16 protein-coding genes are annotated in these 19,715 nt (G+C 69.8%); 8 read left to right on the top strand and 8 right to left on the bottom strand.

The annotated features are described in order from the left end of the window. The first annotated feature begins 8 nt into the window (after positions 1-8). From ACIA47_RS10665 to ACIA47_RS10650, 4 genes are all read left to right on the top strand, one after another. Positions 9-1,388 (top strand): glycosyltransferase 87 family protein, encoded by a 1,380-nt coding sequence (locus ACIA47_RS10665; protein WP_396707094.1) that lies wholly within the window; start codon positions 9-11, stop codon positions 1,386-1,388. 41 nt (positions 1,389-1,429) lie between these two features. Continuing rightward, the gene (locus ACIA47_RS10660) at positions 1,430-2,062 is read left to right on the top strand and encodes a phosphoribosyltransferase (protein WP_203125906.1); all 633 of its coding nucleotides are present in this window, start codon (positions 1,430-1,432) and stop codon (positions 2,060-2,062) included. Positions 2,063-2,084: 22 nt separating this feature from the next. Next, entirely contained in the window at positions 2,085-2,468 is a 384-nt protein-coding gene (locus ACIA47_RS10655) for a zf-TFIIB domain-containing protein (RefSeq protein WP_091396643.1), read from the top strand. A gap of 104 nt (positions 2,469-2,572) precedes the next feature. Beyond that, positions 2,573-3,250: a maleylpyruvate isomerase N-terminal domain-containing protein gene (locus tag ACIA47_RS10650; RefSeq protein WP_396707092.1), complete on the top strand. Its 678-nt coding sequence runs from the start codon at positions 2,573-2,575 to the stop codon at positions 3,248-3,250. A gap of 22 nt (positions 3,251-3,272) precedes the next feature. Here ACIA47_RS10650 and dnaB read toward each other — a convergent pair whose 3' ends face one another. After that, positions 3,273-6,110 (bottom strand): replicative DNA helicase, encoded by a 2,838-nt coding sequence (gene dnaB / locus ACIA47_RS10645; protein WP_396707090.1) that lies wholly within the window; start codon positions 6,108-6,110, stop codon positions 3,273-3,275. 381 nt (positions 6,111-6,491) lie between these two features. Here dnaB and ACIA47_RS10640 point away from each other — a divergent pair, with 381 nt between their 5' ends. Next, positions 6,492-8,042, top strand: coding sequence for a hypothetical protein (locus ACIA47_RS10640; RefSeq protein WP_396707088.1), 1,551 nt, complete (start codon positions 6,492-6,494; stop codon positions 8,040-8,042). 218 nt (positions 8,043-8,260) lie between these two features. On the opposite strand, the gene rplI is transcribed toward ACIA47_RS10640, so the two are convergent. The 4 genes from rplI to rpsF all read right to left on the bottom strand — a co-directional run bounded on the left by rplI (position 8,261) and on the right by rpsF (position 9,910). After that, positions 8,261-8,707 (bottom strand): 50S ribosomal protein L9, encoded by a 447-nt coding sequence (gene rplI / locus ACIA47_RS10635; RefSeq protein WP_112583905.1) that lies wholly within the window; start codon positions 8,705-8,707, stop codon positions 8,261-8,263. A gap of 14 nt (positions 8,708-8,721) precedes the next feature. Beyond that, positions 8,722-9,003, bottom strand: a complete 282-nt coding sequence (gene rpsR / locus ACIA47_RS10630; protein ID WP_051723758.1) for a 30S ribosomal protein S18 — start codon at positions 9,001-9,003, stop codon at positions 8,722-8,724. Further along, positions 9,003-9,539, bottom strand: a complete 537-nt coding sequence (locus tag ACIA47_RS10625) for a single-stranded DNA-binding protein (RefSeq protein ID WP_181518404.1) — start codon at positions 9,537-9,539, stop codon at positions 9,003-9,005. The genes rpsR and ACIA47_RS10625 overlap by 1 nt, the downstream gene beginning before the upstream one ends. Positions 9,540-9,619: 80 nt before the next feature. Further along, positions 9,620-9,910, bottom strand: coding sequence for a 30S ribosomal protein S6 (rpsF, locus tag ACIA47_RS10620; protein WP_036391391.1), 291 nt, complete (start codon positions 9,908-9,910; stop codon positions 9,620-9,622). 628 nt (positions 9,911-10,538) lie between these two features. Between rpsF and ACIA47_RS10615 the strand changes: the two genes are divergently transcribed. Then, complete coding sequence (locus tag ACIA47_RS10615) at positions 10,539-11,330, top strand: deoxyribonuclease IV (protein ID WP_203124454.1); 792 nt, start codon at positions 10,539-10,541, stop codon at positions 11,328-11,330. Beyond that, positions 11,327-13,561 (top strand): hypothetical protein, encoded by a 2,235-nt coding sequence (locus ACIA47_RS10610; RefSeq protein WP_396707085.1) that lies wholly within the window; start codon positions 11,327-11,329, stop codon positions 13,559-13,561. Before ACIA47_RS10615 ends, ACIA47_RS10610 begins: the two co-directional genes overlap by 4 nt. A 120-nt stretch (positions 13,562-13,681) precedes the next feature. On the opposite strand, the gene ACIA47_RS10605 is transcribed toward ACIA47_RS10610, so the two are convergent. The 3 genes from ACIA47_RS10605 to ACIA47_RS10595 form a co-directional block, all read right to left on the bottom strand. After that, positions 13,682-15,184: a glycosyltransferase family 87 protein gene (locus tag ACIA47_RS10605; RefSeq protein WP_396707083.1), complete on the bottom strand. Its 1,503-nt coding sequence runs from the start codon at positions 15,182-15,184 to the stop codon at positions 13,682-13,684. A gap of 123 nt (positions 15,185-15,307) precedes the next feature. Next, positions 15,308-18,235: a transglycosylase domain-containing protein gene (locus tag ACIA47_RS10600; RefSeq protein ID WP_396707081.1), complete on the bottom strand. Its 2,928-nt coding sequence runs from the start codon at positions 18,233-18,235 to the stop codon at positions 15,308-15,310. A 197-nt stretch (positions 18,236-18,432) separates the two neighbouring features. Next, complete coding sequence (locus ACIA47_RS10595; RefSeq protein WP_355004535.1) at positions 18,433-18,882, bottom strand: DUF5318 domain-containing protein; 450 nt, start codon at positions 18,880-18,882, stop codon at positions 18,433-18,435. A 175-nt stretch (positions 18,883-19,057) separates the two neighbouring features. Between ACIA47_RS10595 and ACIA47_RS10590 the strand changes: the two genes are divergently transcribed. Continuing rightward, on the top strand, positions 19,058-19,696 hold the full coding sequence (locus tag ACIA47_RS10590) for a PadR family transcriptional regulator (protein ID WP_030331823.1): 639 nt from the start codon (positions 19,058-19,060) through the stop codon (positions 19,694-19,696). The last annotated feature ends 19 nt before the right edge of the window (positions 19,697-19,715 follow it).

Raw genomic sequence — 19,715 nt, 5'->3', positions numbered from 1 at the left:
TGTCGCGCGTGATCGTCGACGACCCGACCGCCCATCGCAGTCGCTGGCACTGGCGCACGCTCGACAACGCCGCTGGCGGACTCGCCCTCGACCTGGGCCTCTACGCCGTGTCGGCCACCTTCGCCGCGATCACCGCGGTCACGTCCACCCTGCTGCCGCACCGCGCCTGGGGCGCGGTCGCCGCCGTCGGTTACCTGCTCGCAACGCTGACGGTGATCGCCCAACTTCTGCTGCGTCGACGCTCTCCAACCTCCCGGCTGATCGGTCTGCCAGCCCGCTGGGCGGTCACCGGCCTCGCCTGGGCGACCACCACACTGCTGCCCCTGGCCTGGCAGAGCATCGACCGGGCCGGTGGGCGCACCGACCGGGCCCAGGAGGAGGTGCTGGTCGTGGAGCAGGCCGGCAGCCGCCTCCTGGAACACGGCACGCCATACCTCGGACCCGACGCGATCGCCGCACTGCCACCGGGCGAGCAACTGATGGGCTACACCCCGTACCAGCCCGGCATGGCGATGTTCGGGCTGCCCAGGGCGCTGCTCGACACCTGGTGGACCGACTCCCGGGTCTGGTTCGCGGTGGGCACCGCGCTGGCGCTCGCCCTGGCCGTGGCCGCCCTGCGCAGAACACCGGCCACCGCCGGCCAGGCCACCGCCGGCCAGGCCACCGCCGGCCAGGCCACCATCGCCGCGGCCCACCGGCGGGACGCCGCCCTGCTGCGCGGCGTGCAGGCCGCCACCGTACTGCCGATCTGTGCCCTCACCCTCGCCACCGGCGGCGACGACCTACCCGTACTCGCGCTCTGCCTGCTGGCCCTCGCGTTCGCCGCCGTCGACCGACCCGGCCGGGCCGGCCTCGCGGTCGGGCTCGCCGGCGCGCTGAAGCTGTTCGCCTGGCCGGTCGCCCTGGTCCTGATCGTCTGGGGCCTGACCCGACGCGCCGGCACCCGAGTCGCTGTCGGCGCCATCGGCCTGCCCATCGCCGCACTACTGCCGGCGCTGCTGGTGGACCGCGACGCCCTCACCGAGAACGTGCTGCGTTTTCCCCTCGGCCACGGGCTGGTCACCAGCCCCGCACAGTCCCCGTTCCCCGGCTACCTGATCGCCAGCGCGCTACCCGCCGGCCGGCTGATCGCCGCTGGGCTGCTGGTCGCCGCCGGAGTGGCCATCGCCGTCCGGCTCGCCCGCCGCCCGCCCCGCACCGCCGTCGCCACCGCGCTCATCTGCGGGTACGGGCTGCTCGCCGCCATCGCCCTGATGCCCTCGACCCGCTTCGGTTACCTGCTGTACCCGCTGGCCCTGCTGACCTGGGCTCCCGCCCTGCACCGCCCGGGCGACACACCGACCGCGGCGGTTGCCGATGAGGGGTCCGGTCGGGCCACTTCGGCGTAACTTCCGAGCGGAACGGCGCGTCAGGGCGTAAACCTGAAGGCATGACCACCTACCGCGACCGGGCCGACGCCGGCCGGGTGCTCTCCGAACGACTCACCGCACTCGTCGGCGACCCGGACGTCGTCGTCCTGGGCCTCGTCCGTGGCGGCGTGCCGGTCGCCCGGGTCGTCGCCGAACGCCTCGGCGCACCACTGGACGTGCTGGTCGTCCGCAAGCTCGGCATGCCGTGGGCCCGGGAGGTCGCCTTCGGCGCACTCGGGCCGGGCGGTGTCCAGGTGCTCAACGACGCGGTGGCCAGCCGACTCAGCAGCGACGACATCGCCGAGGTCCGCCATCGGGAGCAAGCCGAACTGGAACGCCGGGAACGGCTCTACCGGGGCGACCGCCCACAGCTGGACCTCACCGGGCGGACGGCCGTGATCGTCGACGATGGCCTCGCCACCGGCGCAACCGCCCGCGTCGCCGTCGAGGTCGTCCGCCAACTCGGGGCACACCGCGTCGTGGTCGCGGTGCCGGTCGGCGCGCAGGAGGCGTACGAACTGCTCGCCGCCGAGGCCGACCAGGTCATCTGCGCGCAACGCCCGGCGGACTTCGGCGCGGTCAGCGTCTACTACGACGATTTCCACGAGGTGTCCGACGAAGAAGTCACCGAGGCGCTCACAGCAACTGCATAGGTCCACCAGGTACCGTCGGGCGATGAGTAGCCTGACCTGTCCCAAGTGTCACGGAGAAATGCGCCAGTACGAGCGCAGCGGCGTCGTCATCGACCAGTGCGGGGAGTGCCGAGGCATCTTCCTGGACCGCGGCGAGCTGGAGAAGCTGTTCGAGGCGGAGGCCAACTGGAGCCGCCAACAGACCGGCGGCGCGCCAGGGCAGCCCGCGCAGCAGCCGGCCGGCTACCCGCCCCCGCCGCCCCCGCCGCACCAGCCCGGTTACGGCGCCGTCCCGCCGCCGCCCCCGCCCGCCCACGGCTACCCGCCGCAGCCGGCCTACGGCCACCAGCAGCAGCAACACCACGGCTACCACGGCCACTACCGGCAGAAGAAGCGCAAGGGCTTCCTCGACGAGATGTTCGGCTGATCCCAGGCCGACCTCCCGCCCGGGTCGATCACGCGTCGGCCCGGGCACACCACCCGGGCCACTGATCGTTGGCGGGCGCGATGCTTCGTGCGAGGCTGAATCGCATGACCGCGATCCGACCGGACGAGGCGCTGGCCCAGGCGTACGACGGGATCACCGCGGTGGTCGGTCGACTGGACGATGCCGGCCTGCAACGAGCCACCCGCTGCCGGGGGTGGCTCGTCGCCGACCTGCTCCTGCACGTGCTCGGCGACGCCCAGCGGGCGCTCGTCACACTGGCCAGCCCCGTCGACGGCCCCGCCGACGTCGACGACGTGAGCTACTGGCGTGACTTTCCCGGCAGCGACGACGAGGCCGCCCGACACGCCTGGCGGGTCCGCCGATCGGCTGCCGCCTTCGACCGCCCGACCGGGATCGTCGAGCTCTGGCGGGACACCGCGCCGGCGGCGGTCCGCGCCGCCACGTCAGCCGACCCCGAGGGGTACGTGACCACCCAGGGACACGTGCTGCGCGTACCGGATTTCCTCGCCACCCTGACCACCGAGGCCGCCGTCCACCACCTGGACCTGACGCTGGAACTGCCCGACGCGCCGCCGCCCGGCCCACTGGCGGTACGCGTCGCGGTAGCGACGATGGACGGCCTGCTCAGCGACGACACCGTTCGACCCAGCGCGTGGGACGACCACGACTTCCTGCTGAAAGCCACCGGGCGCGTACCGCTGACCGACCGGGACCGGCTGGAACTGGGTGAGTCGGCGGGTTGGTTCCCACTGCTCGGCTGACGAACGACGGTTGCCGCGTCGGTCAGCCGATGGCCATGTCGACGAAGCGGGACAGGTGCAACTGGGCCGCAACGGTCACAGTGTCGGTCGGTCCATTTCGATGTTTAGCAACAATGAAATCCGCCTCCCCGGCTCGCGGCGACTCCTTGTCGTAGTAGTCGTCGCGGTGCAGAAGGATGACAACGTCGGCATCTTGCTCAATTGATCCTGATTCGCGCAAATCGGACAACTGAGGTCGCTTGTCGGTCCGCTGCTCTGGGCCACGGTTCAGCTGACTGACAGCGATCACCGGACACTCGACCTCCTTGGCCAACAGCTTGAGACCACGGGACAGGTCCGCGACCTCCTGCTGACGACTCTCGGTGCGCTTCGGTGAGGTCATCAGCTGGAGATAGTCGACAACGATCATTTTGAGGTCGTGCCGCTGCTTGAGCCGCCGAGCCTTGGCCCGGATCTCCATCAGGTTCATGCTCGGCGTGTCGTCGACGAAGAGCGGCGCCTCGCTGATCTCACCCATGCACCGGGCCAGCTTGGTCCAGTCGTCGTCGGAGAGCTGACCGCTGCGCAGCACGTGCAGCGGCACCCGCGCCTCAGCGGAGAGCAGCCGCATGACGATCTCGACCTTGCTCATTTCCAGCGAGAAGATGGCTGCCGCCTGGTTGGCGCGAATAGCAGCATTTCGGGCAAAGTCCATGCTAGCCGTGCTGTTGTGGGTAGGGATCATCGCCCGGCTGGCCAGGTACAGGTGTTCGTCGTTGTCGACGGTCACGCACCGCACCGGAACGCTGGGGACCGGCCGTACGTCGACGATGAACCGCGAGGTCGTTCGAACGTCGGAGGTGGTGCGGCGGCGTTCGGCGTGTGCATCCTGCTTCCGCCTGAGCCGGAAGATGACATCCGGCGTGGAGAAGTTCAGCGTGTACGCGATCGACGACTCGGGGGTGCGGCCGCGCGCCGGCTTCGCGTTGACCGTGCAGCGGTAGCCGAGGCTGACGATGAGTTCGCGTACGTCATCAGCCAGCCGCTTCGAGGTCGACGTGTACTGCAAGTTGCCGGAGGGGGCGACGGTCCCATCGGTGTCCATCAGCCCAGCGAGCAACGCCCTGCGCTGAGCCTCGGAGGCGCGCAGATAGACGCCCGGGATGTGCTTGTTCCCCGCTACCCCGACCTGACGCAACAGCCCAACGAAGGAACCGTTCCGGTGACGGCAGTCGGCACACGTCCTCGTCGCTGGATTTTCACGCAACGCCCTGGTGGAAACGCCACAGTCCACGCAGACACCGTTCCCCGGAGCAGCGGACGTGGGCTGCAGCAGAATGGTGTAGACCATCGGCCCGCTGGGCCGCACGACGAAGCCGTCCGCCTCGACGTGCGCGACCATCTCCGGATCTGCCGTGGTGAAGCGGCTGGCGTCGCTGTGCCCGTCACCGAGCCATGTTCCCAGGGTGTAGGGCGGGACCAGCAGCTCACGGTCCGGGAGTTGGATGGGAGCGCAGTTGCGTACGGCATGGTTGAGCCGTCGCTGGGCGGTGTCAGTACGTAGCGTGGCCGCGATCTGGGCGGTGGTGACAACGCCGTCGTGGTCGGCCCGGCTGCCGGCATTGACCTCCCGCTCGGCTCGTCGAAGAAGCGTGCCCAGAAGCGGACCGGCCGGATAGCCCGGTGCGGTCCAGTTCTGTGGCTTGCCGCTGCGGACGATGGGACGCCTGATCCGGCCAACCGACCCGACCTCACGGGCGACGGTGTGCAGGACATGCCGGAACTCCGGCCCAACCTGCTCAGTCGTGTCGAAGAGCGTGATCGGCTGGTTCCCCAGGGAGCTCAGCCGCTCATGTGCCGTACGCACGTTGGGCAGCGACGATTCGGGCCAGTGCCGCCTCTGCCGCGCCGGTTCCTGCCGCCGGATCGCCCGCGTGGTCGTCTTCCACAGATGCTCAGCGTCCGCCACTATGACGGTGCCGTCCGAGAACTCGACCTCGTAGCAGGGACGGTCGTGCATCACGTCGAACGCGTGTGTAACCGTGGTCGGAGAGCCGTCCGCAGCCAGTAGCTGGTCGCCCGCCTTGACCTCGCCCATGGTGGTCCAGCCATCCGGGGTCGGCAGTGGGGTGTCGAGCGCGAGCGCCTTGCCCAGACCAGGCCTTCCGGCCACGATGATCAACTGTCCGGCGTGCAGGCCGTTGAGCAGTCGGTCCAGGTCGCTGAAGCCGGTCGGCACGCCGGTCATCATGCCGCCGGTCGCTCCCACCGCCTCGATCTCGTCGAGCGTCGGCTGCAACATGTCGGCCAGAACCGCGAAGTCCTCGCTGACCCGCCGTTCGGTGACGTCGTAGACGGCCTGCTGGGCGAGGTCGACGACGTCGTCCACGTCGCGGCTGCCGCCGCTGGCGGTGCCGTAGCCCAGCTGCACGATCTTCGTGCCGGCCTCGACCAGTCGGCGTAGCACCGCCCGCTCGCTGACGATCCGGGCGTAGTAGGCGGCGTTGGCGGCGGTGGGCACGCTGGCGATGAGTGTGTGCAGGTACGGCGCGCCACCGATGCGTACCAGATCCCCGGAGTCGGCGAGCGCCGCCGCGACCGTGATCGAGTCGGCCGGCTCACCCCGGCCGTAGATGTCGAGGATGATGTCGAAGATGGTGGCGTGCACCGGCCGGTAGAAGTCGTTGGTCTTGAGGATCTCGACGACGTCGGCGATGGCGTCCTTGGAGAGCAGCATGCCGCCGAGGACGCACTGCTCGGCCGCGACGTCCTGGGGCGGGGTCTTGTCGAACTGGCCATCCCGCTGTGCGGGTGACTGGCCTCCGCCGGAGCGTGGCTCTGCCCGCATGTCGTCGGTGACCGACACGGGTCCCCCCTCCACTGCGCCGGATCCAACCCCAGCTCTACCGCTGGGGTACGACACTTCTCCTCCGACCGGGCCGGTCGATCGGGGGCCATCGCCGGCGGTCGAGGGCCAACCATACGGACCTCGAGGTCAGAGACTCAACAACGCCGGTGGACGAGCCTCGGGACAACCTGTGGATCCCGGTGGACAGCATGTGCGCAGCGTGTGCACAGCCTGTGGATAACCATTGGGGAATTCTCGGCCATAAGTCGTTGACCTGCGCAAACCTTCTCCCCAGCCTGTGGAGGAGAATATTTCGGTCGGGCCTGTGACACGATCGTCCCGTACTATCTCCAGCGAACGGCTACACCTGGACAGCGGATTCCGCTTTCGGTTCAGAAGGGTCACACTCCGGCCGTGAATTACCGGGACTGGGGACGCGGCGATGGCAGCCCGCGCGAGCGCCAGCCAACCGCCTCGTGGGGTGAGCGCGCGGCGTCCGTTCCGGTTGATCCGTACGACGAGGACGGGCGCTACCGCACCTCCAGCCGGCGGCGTGCGTTGGACCGCGGCCAGGACGAGCCTGTCGACGCCTACCTGCCCCGGTGGGCGCTGGAGTCAGGGGTCCGGCACGCGGACGGCGGTGGTCGACACGCGGCACCGGACGACGAGGACGAGCCCGAGCGGCCGGTCTCCGGGGCAGGCCGACGGTCCGCCGAGTCGTCGAGTGGTCGGTGGCGGGGCAGCGAGCCGCGGCGGCGGGAGCAGGCAGCGATCGGCCCGGCGCCAGACTCGGACCACACCCGAGAGTGGACGCTCGACCGGCCGCAGGACCAGGGGTACGCCGGCCGCCGCCGGGCCGATGCCGGGGAGGACGAGCCGGTCTCCGGCACTGTCTCGGACCGGCGTCCTCGCCGCGCGCCCGTTGGCCGTCCGCAGGTGATCTGGTCGGGCGGGGAGCCGGAGTCCGCCAGGAGCGAGCAGGTGCCGGACCAGGAGCCGAGCCGCCCCAGCCGGCGAAGCCGCCGCGCGGCGGAGGAGTCCTGGTCCCGTCCGGCGGCCGACCCGTGGGCCCGCGGATCGGACCGGGTGGCGGAGCCCGAACCGTCCTACCCGCCTGCGGTGGACCCGTGGGACGCCTCGGGCGTGCACGCGTGGCCGCCGTCAGCTGGCGCGGACGGCGGGGACCTGAGCGGGCAGTGGTCGGCGGTGGAGAGCGTCGGTGGCTGGGAGCGGTCGGACCGCACCGGCCAGTGGGAGCGGTCCGCGATCGAGGACGACCAGTGGGACCGCACGCTGGCGCCGCGCTCCGATCGCTCGGTGGCGGCCGAGGGGTGGCCGAGCCGGGATGACGGGTTCTGGTCCGGCACTCGGTTGGCCGATGACGACCCGCGTTGGATGGATCCGACGACGTCGGCGCCCCGGTCTCCGGTGGTGGGATACACCGCCCCACGGCCGCGCAGCGCGCCTGCGCCGCGTCCGGGCGCGCCGCGTCCGGGTACGCCCCGGCGTCGGGCGGACCGGCCGGCGGTGGGAACGGCGTCGGTACGTCGACGGGTCGAGTCGGCGGCCACGGGTGCCTGGGCGCGGCGTCTGGAGGACGACCTGTTGGACCCGGATCCGGGTGGGTCCGTCCGGCCTCTGCTGTACACGGCGGCCTGTTACCTGGTGCCGGCGATGCTGATCTTCGTTTGGCTGCTGACGTTGGACAGCCAGGCGCCGGCTGGTTGTGTGACCGACATCAGCGGGGGCGGGTGTGAGTCCGCCCGGTCCCGCGCGCTGGAGTCACTTCTGGCCGGTTCGCCGCGCTTCGGTCTGGCTTTGGTGAGCAGCCTGGTGGTGGCGGCGCTGCTGCGGCGGGTGGGTACGACATGGCGCTCGGCGACCATCGCGGTTGCCGCTGCGGTGGTGGGCGGTGGCCTCTCCACGGTGCTCATCAGCGCGGTGACGGGCCAACCCATCGGGTGACCCGTCGGCGGGCCGGGGCCGGCGTCGGGTCGGGGCCTGCGCTGGCCGGGGACTGCGCTGGGCGGGGACTGCGCTGGGCGGGGAGGCAGGTCGGGGCCCCGCTGCACGGCGGGTCGGGCATGCCCGGCGGCGACCATCTTGGCCCGGGAGGTGCAGACGTACGCACGAGGGCCCGCACCGATCGCTCGGTGCGGGCCCTCGTGGTGGTGTTGCGGACGTCAGCCCTGAACGACGTTCAGGTTGAACGCTGCGGTCACCTCGGGGTGCAGCTTGATCTTCACCGGGTAGGTGCCGGTCGACTTGATGTGACCGGGCACCTCCAGCCGACGCCGGTCGAGGACCGGGCCGCTGGCCGCCTTGACGGCGTCCACGATCTCGGCCGGAGTGACCGAGCCGAAGAGCCGTCCGCCGTCGCCGGCGCGGACCTTCAGGTTGACCTTGAGACCCTCGAGCTGAGCCTTGACCTCGTTGGCGTGGTCGAGGTCGCGGATCTCGCGGGCCCCACGGGCCCGCTTGATGACCGTGACCTGCTTTTCCGCGCCCTTGGTCCAGGCGATCGCGAAGCCCTGCGGCAGCAGGTAGTTACGGCCGTAGCCGTTCTTGACCTCGACGATGTCGCCCGGGGCACCGAGGCCGGACACTTCCTGAGTCAGGATGATCTTCATATCGGTGCCTCCTCTCAGCGGGTGGTGGCCGTGTATGGCAGGAGCGCCATCTCACGGGCGTTCTTGACCGCACGGGCGATCTGCCGCTGCTGCTGCGAGGTCACGCCGGTCACCCGACGAGCGCGGATCTTGCCGCGATCGGAGATGAACTTGCGCAGCAGCGCGGTGTCCTTGTAATCGATGTAGGCGATCCCGTCCTTGTCGAGCGGGTTCACCTTCTTCTTGGGCTTGCGCAGTGCCGCAGCCTTGGCCGTTGCACGTGCTCCTGGTTTGCGATCGCGAGCGCTAGGCGCCATTAGAACGGTGGCTCCTCGTCAAAATTGGCGCCCGAACCGGCACGCGCGGGAGAGGGTGCAGCCGAAGCCCAGGGGTCGTCGAAGTTGCCTCCGCCGCCGCCCTGGTTGCCACCGCCACCGCCGCCACCGAAGCCGCCGCCGCCACCGCCGGAGCGGGACATCTTCTGCACCTTCGCCGTGGCGTAGCGCAGCGACGGGCCGATCTCGTCGACCTCAAGCTCGATGACAGTGCGCTTCTCACCCTCGCGGGTCTCGTACGACCGCTGACGCAGCCGGCCCGACACGATCACCCGAGCGCCACGCTGCAGCGACTCGGCGACGTGCTCGGCGGCCTGCCGCCACACGGTGCATGCGAGGAACAGCGGCTCGCCGTCCTTCCATTCGTTCGACGCCTTGTCCATGAAACGGGGCGTCGAAGCGACTCGGAACTTGGCGACCGCAGCCCCGGAGGGGGTGAACCGCAACTCGGGGTCATCGGTCAGATTGCCGATGACCGTGATGGTGGTGTCTCCTGCCATGACCATCTCCTCGCGCACTCAGCGTCTCGTCGTACAGGCTCGCAGAGCCGTACGACAGAGTCGCGGAGGCTGATCCGGACGAACCGGGGTTGGATGCTCTAGCGCATTTCCGGTCGGATGACCTTGGTGCGCAGCACGGACTCGTTGAGCCGGAGCTGACGGTCCAGCTCGGCCACCGCAGCAGGCGTGGCCTGCAGGTCGATGACGGCGTAGATGCCTTCGGCCTTCTTGTTGATCTCGTACGCGAGGCGCCGACGGCCCCACACGTCGGTCTTCTCAACCGAGCCACCCGCGGTCCGAATCACGTTCAGGTACGTGTCGAGCGACGGTGCGACGGTGCGCTCCTCGAGGCTGGAGTCGAGGATGACCATTAGTTCGTAGTGACGCAAGACGTGCTCACCTCCTGTGGGCTAAGCGGCCACGGTCCTTCCGTGGCAGGAGGTCTTGTGTCGCTGCCCGCACGCGCCGAGGGAACCCGGCCGGACGCGGACAACCTGACCAGGATACCCGGTCCCAACGATCATGCCCGGGGTGGTCGGGTCCGGACCCGGACGAGCCGACGGGGGCCCACCGTCCGACCGTCAATCGGTCGGTGGTGGACCCCCGTCTACGAGGCCGCGGGGCGTCCGGTCCGCATTCCTTGGGTGGGACCTGGGGAGGAACGACCACACCGATGAGGTTGGACCGAAGACGCCCCGCGGAGCTTTATCGTGTTGTTATCTGACGGTACAACAGCACTCGTACCTTGTCGGGGGAAAAAGCACAATTTTCCGAGATTCGTCGTCGCTCGGTACTGGTGTGCGGTGGGGTCGCCCCCGCTGCGCCGGGCCGCGCCGCGGGGGTGACCTCGCTGTCGGCCGTCGACCGCCGGTCGCCGTGTGCGACGCTCGCGCCGCTGGCGGCACCGGGATACTGGTCGCCGGTTCACACCCATCAACGATCGTCGGTCCCTCCGGTGACGCGACACCGCCCCGGCCGTCGCCTCGCCGGTCGGGGTCGCGACGTAGGCTCGCTCGCATGCGTATCGGAGCCCACGTCGACTCGACCGACCCGCTGGCGGAGGCGGCCGCCCGGTCCGCCGAGACCGTGCAGTTCTTCCTCGCCGACCCACAGGGTTGGAAGGCGCCCAAGCCTCGCGAAGATGCCGAGCGGCTGCGCGCCGCCGAGGTCGACCTCTACGTGCACGCGCCGTATGTCATCAACGTGGCCACGCTCAACAACCGCATCCGGATCCCGAGCCGCAAGCTGCTGCTCGGGCACGCCAACGCTGCCGCCGCCATCGGTGCCAAGGGCCTGATCGTCCACGGCGGGCACGTCAACGCCGGCGACGACCTGGCCGTCGGCTTCGACAACTGGCGCAAGACCTTCGCGTACGCGGCGGACTCCGGCGGCTTCGGCGTACCGGTCCTGATCGAGAACACCGCCGGCGGCGACAACGCCTGCGCCCGACGGCTGGACGCGCTCGCCCGACTCTGGGACGCCATCGGTGACTACGAGGTCGGCTTCTGCCTGGACACCTGCCACGCGTACGCGGGCGGTGAGGAGCTGCTCGGTCTGGTCGACCGGGTCAAGGCGATCACCGGGCGGATCGATCTGGTGCACGCCAACAATTCCAAGGGCGCGTTCAACTCCGGTCAGGACCGACACGACAACCTGGGCGGCGGGACGATCGACCCGGAGTTGGTGGTGGCGGTGATCCGGGCGGCTGGCGCGCCGGTGGTCGTCGAGACACCGGGCGGTGTGACCGGCCAGGCCGCCGACATCGACTTTCTGCGTGAGCAGCTCGGAGCGGAGAGCGCGGCAGCATGACGAGCGGACAGCCCGGGACCGGCAACGCCCGGCCCACCGCCACCGGCGCGGCCGCCGAGAGTCAACCCCCCGCCACGGCCGCGGCCGGCACCCCCACCCAGCAGAACGCCGCGGCCAAGCAGGATGCCGCCGAGGGCGGCACCGCGGCCAGTGGCAGCACTACCAGGGGCACGGACGTATCCAAGGACAGCGACCCGGCCGAGGACAGCAGCACGGTGGGTGGCGCGGCCAAGGACAGCGCCGCGATCAAGGACAGCGCCGCGATCAAGGACAGCAAACCAGCCAAGGACAGCGAACCGGCCAAGGACGGCGAACCGGCCAAGGACGGCGAACCGGCCAAGGACGGCGAACCGGCCAAGGACGGCGAACCGGCCAAGGACGGCGAACCGGCCAAGGACGCGAAGGCGGACGGCACCGACGGTAAGGACAAGGCCGACAGCGAGGCCAAGCCGGTCGGCCCGGAGCGTTGGGAGGCGTTCGCCTCCGCCCCTGAGCCGAAGCCCTCCATCTTCAGTCGGGTGGGTCGGGCGGTCGGTCGATTCCTGATCCACGAGTGGACCCTGGCCGCCCTCGGCGCGTTGGCACTGGCCGTGTTGATGACCTGGCCGACGCTGCGCTATCCGCGCTACACCCTCCCCCAGGACTACTGGGACCCGAGCCTGCAAGCCTGGCAGATGGCCTGGTCCGGGCACATCCTGCTGGCCGACCCGGCGCGGCTGTGGCAGTCCAACACGTTCTTCCCCGAGCTGTGGAGCTTCGCGTTCTCCGACACCCTGCTCGGGTACGCCCCGGCCGGGATGCTCGGCAGCGGTCCCGAGGACGCCGTGCTGCGCTACAACATCATGTTCGTGCTGGCGCACGCGCTCGCCACGCTCGGGGCGTACGCGCTGGCCCGACAGCTCGGGGCCGGCCGGATCGGTGCGGCCGTCGCGGGGGTGAGCTACACCTACGCGCCGTGGCTGCTGGCCCAGGCCGGGCACCTGCACGTGCTCTCCAACGGGGGCATTCCGCTGGCGCTGGCGATGTTGGCGCGCGGGCACGGGTGGTCCCTCCGACACGGCTACCGGCCGGAGCGCCGGCATGACGGTTGGGTCTACGCCGGTTGGCTGGTGGCGGCCTGGCAACTCAGCCTCGGCTTCGGCATCGGGCTGCCATTCGCGTACTTCCTGGCCGGGGCGGTGCTGGTCACTGCCGTGCTGTTCTTCGCCCGGCGGCTGCGCACCGGGCAGGCCGTCCCGTTCGGTCGCCGGTTGTTCGCCGCCGATGTGCTCGGCGGGGTGTTGTTCGCCGGTGTCGGTCTGCTGATGGCGTTCCCGTTCTTCAAGGTGACCGAGCTGCACCCGTACGCCGAGCGCACCATCGCCGACATCGGCCTCTTCTCGCCGCCGGCGTCGGGCTTCGTGACGGCGCCCGGGGAGTCGCGGATCTGGGGTGGGCTGCACGAGGGTGCCCGGGCAGCGCTGCCGTGGCACCCGGAGATGACCCTGCTGCCGGGTTTCGTGCTCTACGCGCTCGCCGCGGGCGGGTTGTTGTTCTCGGTCTGGCGGCTGCGGCACCGACTGCTGCTGCTCGCCGGGGTGCTGCTGACGATGGCCTTCGCGATGGGCACCCGTTTCTTCGACGGCACCTTCACCTACGTGCCCCTCTTCGAGCACCTGCCGGGCTGGAGCGGGCTGCGTACCCCCGGGCGGTTGATGCTCTGGACCACGTTGTTGCTCGGCCTGCTCGCGGCGGGCGCGGTCACCGCGCTCACCGACCGGGTCCGCGAGTTGACAGCGCAACGGATTCCGTCGTGGCCGGGGCCGTGGCTGCGGATGGCCACCCTGCTGCCGTTGCTGCTGGTCACCGTCGAGGGCCTGAACACCACCCCACACCCGGTGGTGCCGACCCAACCGGCGGCGATGCGTTCGGCGGAGGGTCCGCTGCTGGTGCTGCCCAGCAATCAAAGCCTGGACCAGCACGTGATGCTCTGGTCGACCAGCGGGTTCCCGGACGTGGTCAACGGCGGTAGCGGCTTCACCCCGCGCCAGCTCGACGACGTCCGTCGGGTGAGCCAGTCGTTCCCGGACCAGACGAGCGTCGACTACCTGCGCACGCTCGGCGTCCGCACGGTGGTGCTGCTGCGCGGTCAGGTGGCCGGCACACCGTGGGAGATCAGCATCGACGCGCCGGTTGAGTCACTCGGCATCAGCCGGCAGGACGTCGGCGACGCTGTCGTCTATCGCCTGTGAAGCTTTAGGGCGGGTTTTCGGGGGAGCCCACCCGGCTCCGGGCGGTCAGGCTTGATCCCTGCGCCGGGCGGGCTCCCCCGAAAACCCTGACCTGGTCCGGGCCGCGTTCGGCCTAAGGGGTCAGGTGGTGATGGGTTCGACGGAGGGCTCGCTTCTCGCAGGGTGGCGCCAGCGGTCTGTCCAGGGGGCGTCCGGGGCGCCGTCGAGAACGCCACCGTCCGGGTCGTCCGGGTAGGTGGCCCGCACCGCGTCCTGCTCGGGGTGCAGGATCTCCTTGACGACGAACACGCAGAGCACCACCACAGTGGCCAGTCGCAGCGTCGAGGCCAGCACGAACACCCCCTCCGGGAAGACCGGACGGCTGGTTGCCGCGCCGAGCAGTTCCCCGTAGAAGGCGACGAAGTAGCAGACCTCGGCGATCTGCCAGGCCAGGAACGCGCCCCACTTCGGCCGGGCCAGCACCACCAGGGGGAGCAGCCAGAGGACGAACTGCTGCGACCAGACCTTGCTGAAGATGAGGAACGCCGCCACCACCAGGAAGGCGAGCTGACCCAGCCGCGGTCGGCGCGGCGCCCGCAGCGCCAGCACGGCGATGCCGAGGCAGGCCAGCCCGAACAGCGCGTACGAGACGGTGTTGAGGGTCGGGATGTTGGCGTTGAGCCACTCGAACGGGCCGAGGTTGGCGGGGTCGTTGCCGACCTTGCCGTCCAGGTAGCGCCCGATGTACCAGAGCGTGCCCCAGTCGATCGGCCGGGTGGTGTTCAGCTCGAAGAACCGGTCCCAGTTCTCCGGGTACGCGCGGGCGGCCGGCAGGTTGACAAGCACCACGGCCGCGATCGCCGTCCCGATGGCGGTGAGCGCGGCACGAACCCGGTCGGCCCGTAGCGCCAGGATGAGGATCGGCCCGAGCAGGAAGAGCGGCCAGAGTTTCGCCGCGCCGGCCAACCCGAGCAGCACTCCGGCCACCGCAGGTCGTTTTCGAGCCCAGGCCAGCAGGCCGAAGGCGGCCAGCCCGATGGCGAGCAGGTCCCAGTTGACGGTTGCGGTGAGCACCAGCGCCGGGGCGAGTGCGAACATCGCCGCGTCCCAGGGTCGTCGGCGGCGCAACGCCAGGATCACCGCCACCGTGGCCACCGCGAGCGCGCCCAGCACCAGCGCGTTCAGGTTGTAGAACCACTGGCCCTGGTTGATGCTCGGGTCGCCGTCACCGATTGCGTGCACCGGCAGGCCCAGCGCCCCCATGAAGTAGCCGGTCAGCACCGGGTACTCGACCGGGTGGTCGCGGTAGGGCACCTTGCCCTCGTTGAGCCCTTCGGCGTAGTAGAGGGCGAGAACGTCGGTGTAGCAGAACCGGGTGTACTGGACGTTGTTCTGCCAGGCGCCGTCCTGGCAGGGCGATTTCTGCACCCAGTGCAGCGCGAGCGTGAGGCACGCCAACGCCAGCACGATCCGCACGGCGGTCCAGAAGCGACGCTCCCGACCGGCCGGCCGGTCCAGCGCTGTCGCGTGGTCGCCCAGGGGCCCGCCGATCACGCTGGAGATGCCGCGGACGAACCCGTCGGAGCGGGACGGGTGATCGGTGGTTCCGGCGTCGTCGATGCCGGGCGTCGACTGGGTGCTCATGAAGAGGCATCCTGCCGTACGACAGGGGTGCCCGTCCCGTCCCGGCGCGGAGTTCCGGGTACGAAAACACCGCCGCCGGCTGGGACAGGTCGTCCCGCCGGCGGCGGCGTGTGCTGGTGCGGGTCAGTCTCGGTTGGGTGGCAGGCCGGCCAACAGTCCTCCGCCGCCACCACCGGTTCCGCCGCCGCCGGGATTGCCTCCTGGGTTACCGCCGGGATTGCCTCCCGGGTTACCGCCGGGATTGCCCCCAGGGTTGTTACCGCCGGGGTTGCAGAAGATGTCGATCAGCGGGTTACAGGGGGTGCCCTGGCCGGGCTGACCCCCCGGGGTGGGCGGCGGCGGCGGCGGGGGTGGCGGGGCTTCACCGTTTCCGGAATCCGGATCGCCGACGTTCGCCGCCGGCGGGAAGTCGACCTTCGGTTTGCCCTTCAGCGCCTCGTCCATGAACCGCTCCCAGATGTCGCCCGGGAGGTTTCCACCACTGACCTTACGGCCATCCTTGAGGATGAGTGGCTTCCGGTCTCTCACGTTGCCCACCCACACCGCGGTGGCCAGCTGTGGCGTGTAACCGATCATCCAGGCGTCGCCGTTGTCCTTGCTGTTGTCCTTGAGTTCCCAGGTGCCGGTCTTGGAGGCCGCCTTGCGACCATCGTCGAGCCGGTGGTTGACGGCGGCCGGGTAGTCCTTCAGCACGGACGTCACGTCGTCCACGACGCCCTTGTCGATTCTCCGCTTCGAGTCGAGCTTCTCGCTGTAGATCTTGTCCCACTTACCGGTGTTCGGGTTCTGCTTCTCGACCGAGTAGAGGAAGTGCGCCTTGTTGTAGACGCCCCCGTTGGCGAAGGTGGCAACGCCGTTGGCGTGGTCCAGCACCGTGATCGGGTACTGGCCGTAGCCGACGACGTTGAAGAACGGCTCCGGCGTGATGTCCTTCGGGTCGGTCTTGGTCAGGTCGTAGGCCTTGGCCGGGTTGGTGTCAGTGCGCCACATGGTGGTGACGCCGGCCTGCTTGGCCATGTCGACGACCTTGTCCGCGCCGATCTCCTCGGTGACGTAGTAGAACGGCACGTTCAGGGACTTGAGCGTGGACACCCGGAGTGTGCAGGAGTTACCGCAGTCGGGGTTGTCGTCGCCCGCGTTGCTGACCTTGAAGGTGCCTTCCGGCTTGAAGGCCTTGCCCTTCCAGCGAGACTCGAGCGCCTTCTTCTCCTTGAGCGCGGCGGCCAGGGTGTAGATCTTGAAGCTTGAACCTGGCGAGTGACCGCCGCTGATCGCACCGCTGGAGTCGGTGTTCTTGCCGGCATAGTCGGTGCCGGTGCCGTTGTCACCGCCGTAGTACGCGACGACCCGACCGTTGGTGGGGTCGATCGCCACCACCGCGGCCATGATGTTGCTTGGCTCACCGGCCAACTCGGAGCCCTTGGACTTGCGCTGGGCGGTCTCGACCGCCGCCGCCTGCATCTTGGTGTCCACTGTGGTGCGGATCCGATAACCGCCGGCCATCAGCGCCTGGGAACACAGCGGCTTGGCATCTGTCACCTCCGTGTCCTTCTCGACGCAGATGCCCCTGTCCCGCATCTCTTGCCGGACGTAGTTGATGACATTGCCGTACGGGGTGTCGACGCCGAAGTCGACGCCGATGCCGCCCTTCTTCGGGGCCTTGATGGCCTTCATCGGGTACTCAGCAGGACGCGGTTCCTTGCCGGGCACACCTAGCCAGCCCTCCTTGACCATGCCCTCGATCACGTAGGTCCAGCGATCCTGGGCCGCGGTCGGGTTGATCGCCGGGTCGTACCCCTGGTGGGTGGAGCTGGGTTCTGGCTGCTTGATCAGAGCCGCGAGGACGGCACCCTCGGCGGGATTGAGCTTGCCCACCGACTTTCCGAAGTAGGTCTGCGCCGCGGCCTCAATGCCGTAGGCACCCCGACCGAAGTAGATCACGTTGAGGTAGTGCTGCATGATCTGCGGCTTCGTGTACTCGTCGTTGAGCTTGGAGGCGAAGATCGCCTCCTTCACCTTCCGGGCGTACGTGTCGTCCTTCAGGTTGTCGTAGGCGTTGCGCGCGTACTGCTGGGTGATGGTGGAGGCACCCTGCTTGTCGCCGCCGGAGAGATTGTTCCAGCCGGCGCGGGCAATGCCCTTGTAGTCCACCCCGGAGTGGCGGTAGAAGTTGCGGTCCTCGGCCGCGGCAACCGCGTTCTGCACGTACTCCGGAATCTGGTCGATGGTGACCAGGGTTCGGTTCTGATCGCCCACCTTGGCGATGATCGTCTTGTTGTCGAAGGCGTACAGGGTGGTCGCCTGCGGCGGAGTGATCTCGTCCGGAAGCACCACGCTGGTCGAGTAGTAGGTGAACCCGACCACGCCGATGCCGGCGAGCATGATGAAGACGGCGAACCCGGCGATCAGCAGGTTCATCCGCTTGCGCTTCTTCGCCCGCGCGGCGCCCGAGTCACCCGGACCACGGCCGCCCCGACCGGGACCGCCCGGGCCACCGGGACCCCCTGGGCCGCCCGGCCCACCGGAGACCGGTGAGACGCTCGCCCGGGCGACCGCCGCACGACCACCGACCGACGCGGAGCCGACGCTGGCCCGGCCCGCCGGAGCGCTGCCGACCGAGGCCGCACCGACGGCGGCGGCACCGACAGCGGCCCGACCCGCCGGCGCGCCCGGCGCCGGGGAGACGGGCACCGAGGCCCGACCGGCGCCAGCGCGGCCAGCGGCCACTCCCGGTGCCGGCGACACCGGCACCGAGGCTCGACCGGACCGGCCGTTCGCTGCCGGACCCACCGAGGCGGACCCGGCGGCCGCGCCGCCACGCGGCGGCACCGAGGCGGAACCGCCGACAGTGGCGCGACCACCGACAGCCCGCGGCGTCACCGAGGCCCGCCCTGGGGTTGCCGTGCCTCGGTCCGAGGCTGACCAGCCGCTCCCGCCGGAATCACCGCCGGGTCTGCGGTACGCGTCGTCCGCGCCCGGCCCAAGGTCACCGTCTGGGCCCGAGTGCTGGGTCCGTCCGCGCGCAGAACTGGGATCGCCGTACGAGTTCATTCCTCACACCCTGCCGGTCGCGGTGGGGCGCGGCTGCGCCGCCACCGGGTTGCCGTGAGTTGCTTCACCCGGGGCACCGGCACGGGGGTGCCAGCCGACCGGGGTCATTGCCGTATCAATCGGGCCAATCGGACCAACAAGCGGTCGACCGTCCCGGGTTTCGCCTACGGCCCCGGGGCCGGTACAACCAGCTGAGATCACCGTTGCGCCTCTCGCCTCCGCCGGCCGGCGCCTTCGGCGCCCGCCGCGTCCTGCTCGCTGGTGCCGTCGCTGTCGCCGGTCAGACCGTCCCGGCCGAGCAGGTACTGCTCGACGAGATGGTTCCAGTCACAACCGAGGCACACCTCCACCACGAAGACCTGGAACTCACGCAGCGTCATCGCCAGCACGGGCAACTCAGCCAGTGTCCGAGCCTGGCCGGCGGACTGCTTGAGTTCGTCACCGTAAATGTAGTGGACCAGGGTCAGGTTTTCGCTGCGGCAGATCGGGCAGCGCCGGTCGGTCGGCTCACCGTGGAACCGAGCGGCGTTCTTCAGGTACGGCGACGCGTCGCAGACATCGTACGTGCCGACTCGTCCGGCCAGGAGCTCACGCAGCACTGCTCGCTTCTGAAGCGAGTAGTCGACGACCTGGCGCTGCGTACGCATGCGGAGAAGGGTACGCGGTCCGGCCCGACCAGGCGACCACGCTCACAATCCGTGACAACAGCATCTCGAAACGGGGGTTTGCCCCGGCCCGCACGACCCGCTAACGTGCGATGTATCGGTCCGATACATCGCGGCGGTTACCACTCCGCGCCGGAGGGTAAAGAGAGGGTGGCCAGTGCTCGAGTTCGCCATCCTCGGCCTCCTGCAGGAGTCTCCGATGCACGGCTATGAGCTGCGCAAGGAGCTGACCGCCAAACTCGGCGCGATCCGGGCGGCGATCAGCTACGGCTCGCTCTATCCCACGCTACGCAGGCTCCAGGCGGCGGGATGGATCACCGAGGCTGCTGAGACACCCGCCACAGCCGAGGAGGTTCCCGCGCTGACCAGCCGACGAGGTCGGGTGGTCTACAAAATCACCGCGGAAGGCAAGGAACGCTTCGCCCAGCTGATCGCACAGGCCGGGCCCGAGACGTACGACGACACGGGCTTCGGGGTGCATTTCGCGTTCTTCGCCCGGACCGACCAGGCGACCCGACTGCGTATTTTGGAGGGTCGCCGCCGCAAGATCGAGGAGCGTCGCGAAGGGCTTCGTGACGTGCTGGGCCGGGCGGCCGAGCGCCTCGACGCTTACACGCTGGAACTGCAGCGCCACGGCCTTGATGCCTGTGAGCGCGAGGTCCGCTGGCTGGAGGAGCTCATCGCCAACGAGCGCTCCGGCCGAGCCCCGACGGTCCCGAACATCGGGACAGCCGGCGGCCGACGAGAAGACAACAGCCCGCCTCCGCCTGGAGAGACCAGGAATGAGCGGCCGTGACAGAAAAGAAGGAGGCAGA

The sequence above is a fragment of the Micromonospora sp. NPDC051227 genome (genome assembly GCF_044455385.1).
In the GTDB taxonomy this organism is placed as follows: Bacteria; Actinomycetota; Actinomycetes; order Mycobacteriales; family Micromonosporaceae; genus Micromonospora.
Note: the sequence above shows the minus strand (reverse complement) of the source record. Positions and strands in the feature narration are given on the sequence as shown.

What these genes read in the sequence shown, in the direction of transcription:
- ACIA47_RS10660 (WP_203125906.1), top strand. Translation starts at nt 1,430, where the DNA reads ATGACCACCTACCGCGACCGGGCCGACGCCGGCCGGGTGCTCTCCGAA.
- ACIA47_RS10655 (WP_091396643.1), top strand. Translation starts at nt 2,085, where the DNA reads ATGAGTAGCCTGACCTGTCCCAAGTGTCACGGAGAAATGCGCCAGTAC.
- ACIA47_RS10650 (WP_396707092.1), top strand. Translation starts at nt 2,573, where the DNA reads ATGACCGCGATCCGACCGGACGAGGCGCTGGCCCAGGCGTACGACGGG.
- rplI (WP_112583905.1), bottom strand. Translation starts at nt 8,707, where the DNA reads ATGAAGATCATCCTGACTCAGGAAGTGTCCGGCCTCGGTGCCCCGGGC.
- rpsR (WP_051723758.1), bottom strand. Translation starts at nt 9,003, where the DNA reads ATGGCGCCTAGCGCTCGCGATCGCAAACCAGGAGCACGTGCAACGGCC.
- ACIA47_RS10615 (WP_203124454.1), top strand. Translation starts at nt 10,539, where the DNA reads ATGCGTATCGGAGCCCACGTCGACTCGACCGACCCGCTGGCGGAGGCG.
- ACIA47_RS10610 (WP_396707085.1), top strand. Translation starts at nt 11,327, where the DNA reads ATGACGAGCGGACAGCCCGGGACCGGCAACGCCCGGCCCACCGCCACC.
- ACIA47_RS10605 (WP_396707083.1), bottom strand. Translation starts at nt 15,184, where the DNA reads ATGAGCACCCAGTCGACGCCCGGCATCGACGACGCCGGAACCACCGAT.
- ACIA47_RS10600 (WP_396707081.1), bottom strand. Translation starts at nt 18,235, where the DNA reads ATGAACTCGTACGGCGATCCCAGTTCTGCGCGCGGACGGACCCAGCAC.
- ACIA47_RS10595 (WP_355004535.1), bottom strand. Translation starts at nt 18,882, where the DNA reads ATGCGTACGCAGCGCCAGGTCGTCGACTACTCGCTTCAGAAGCGAGCA.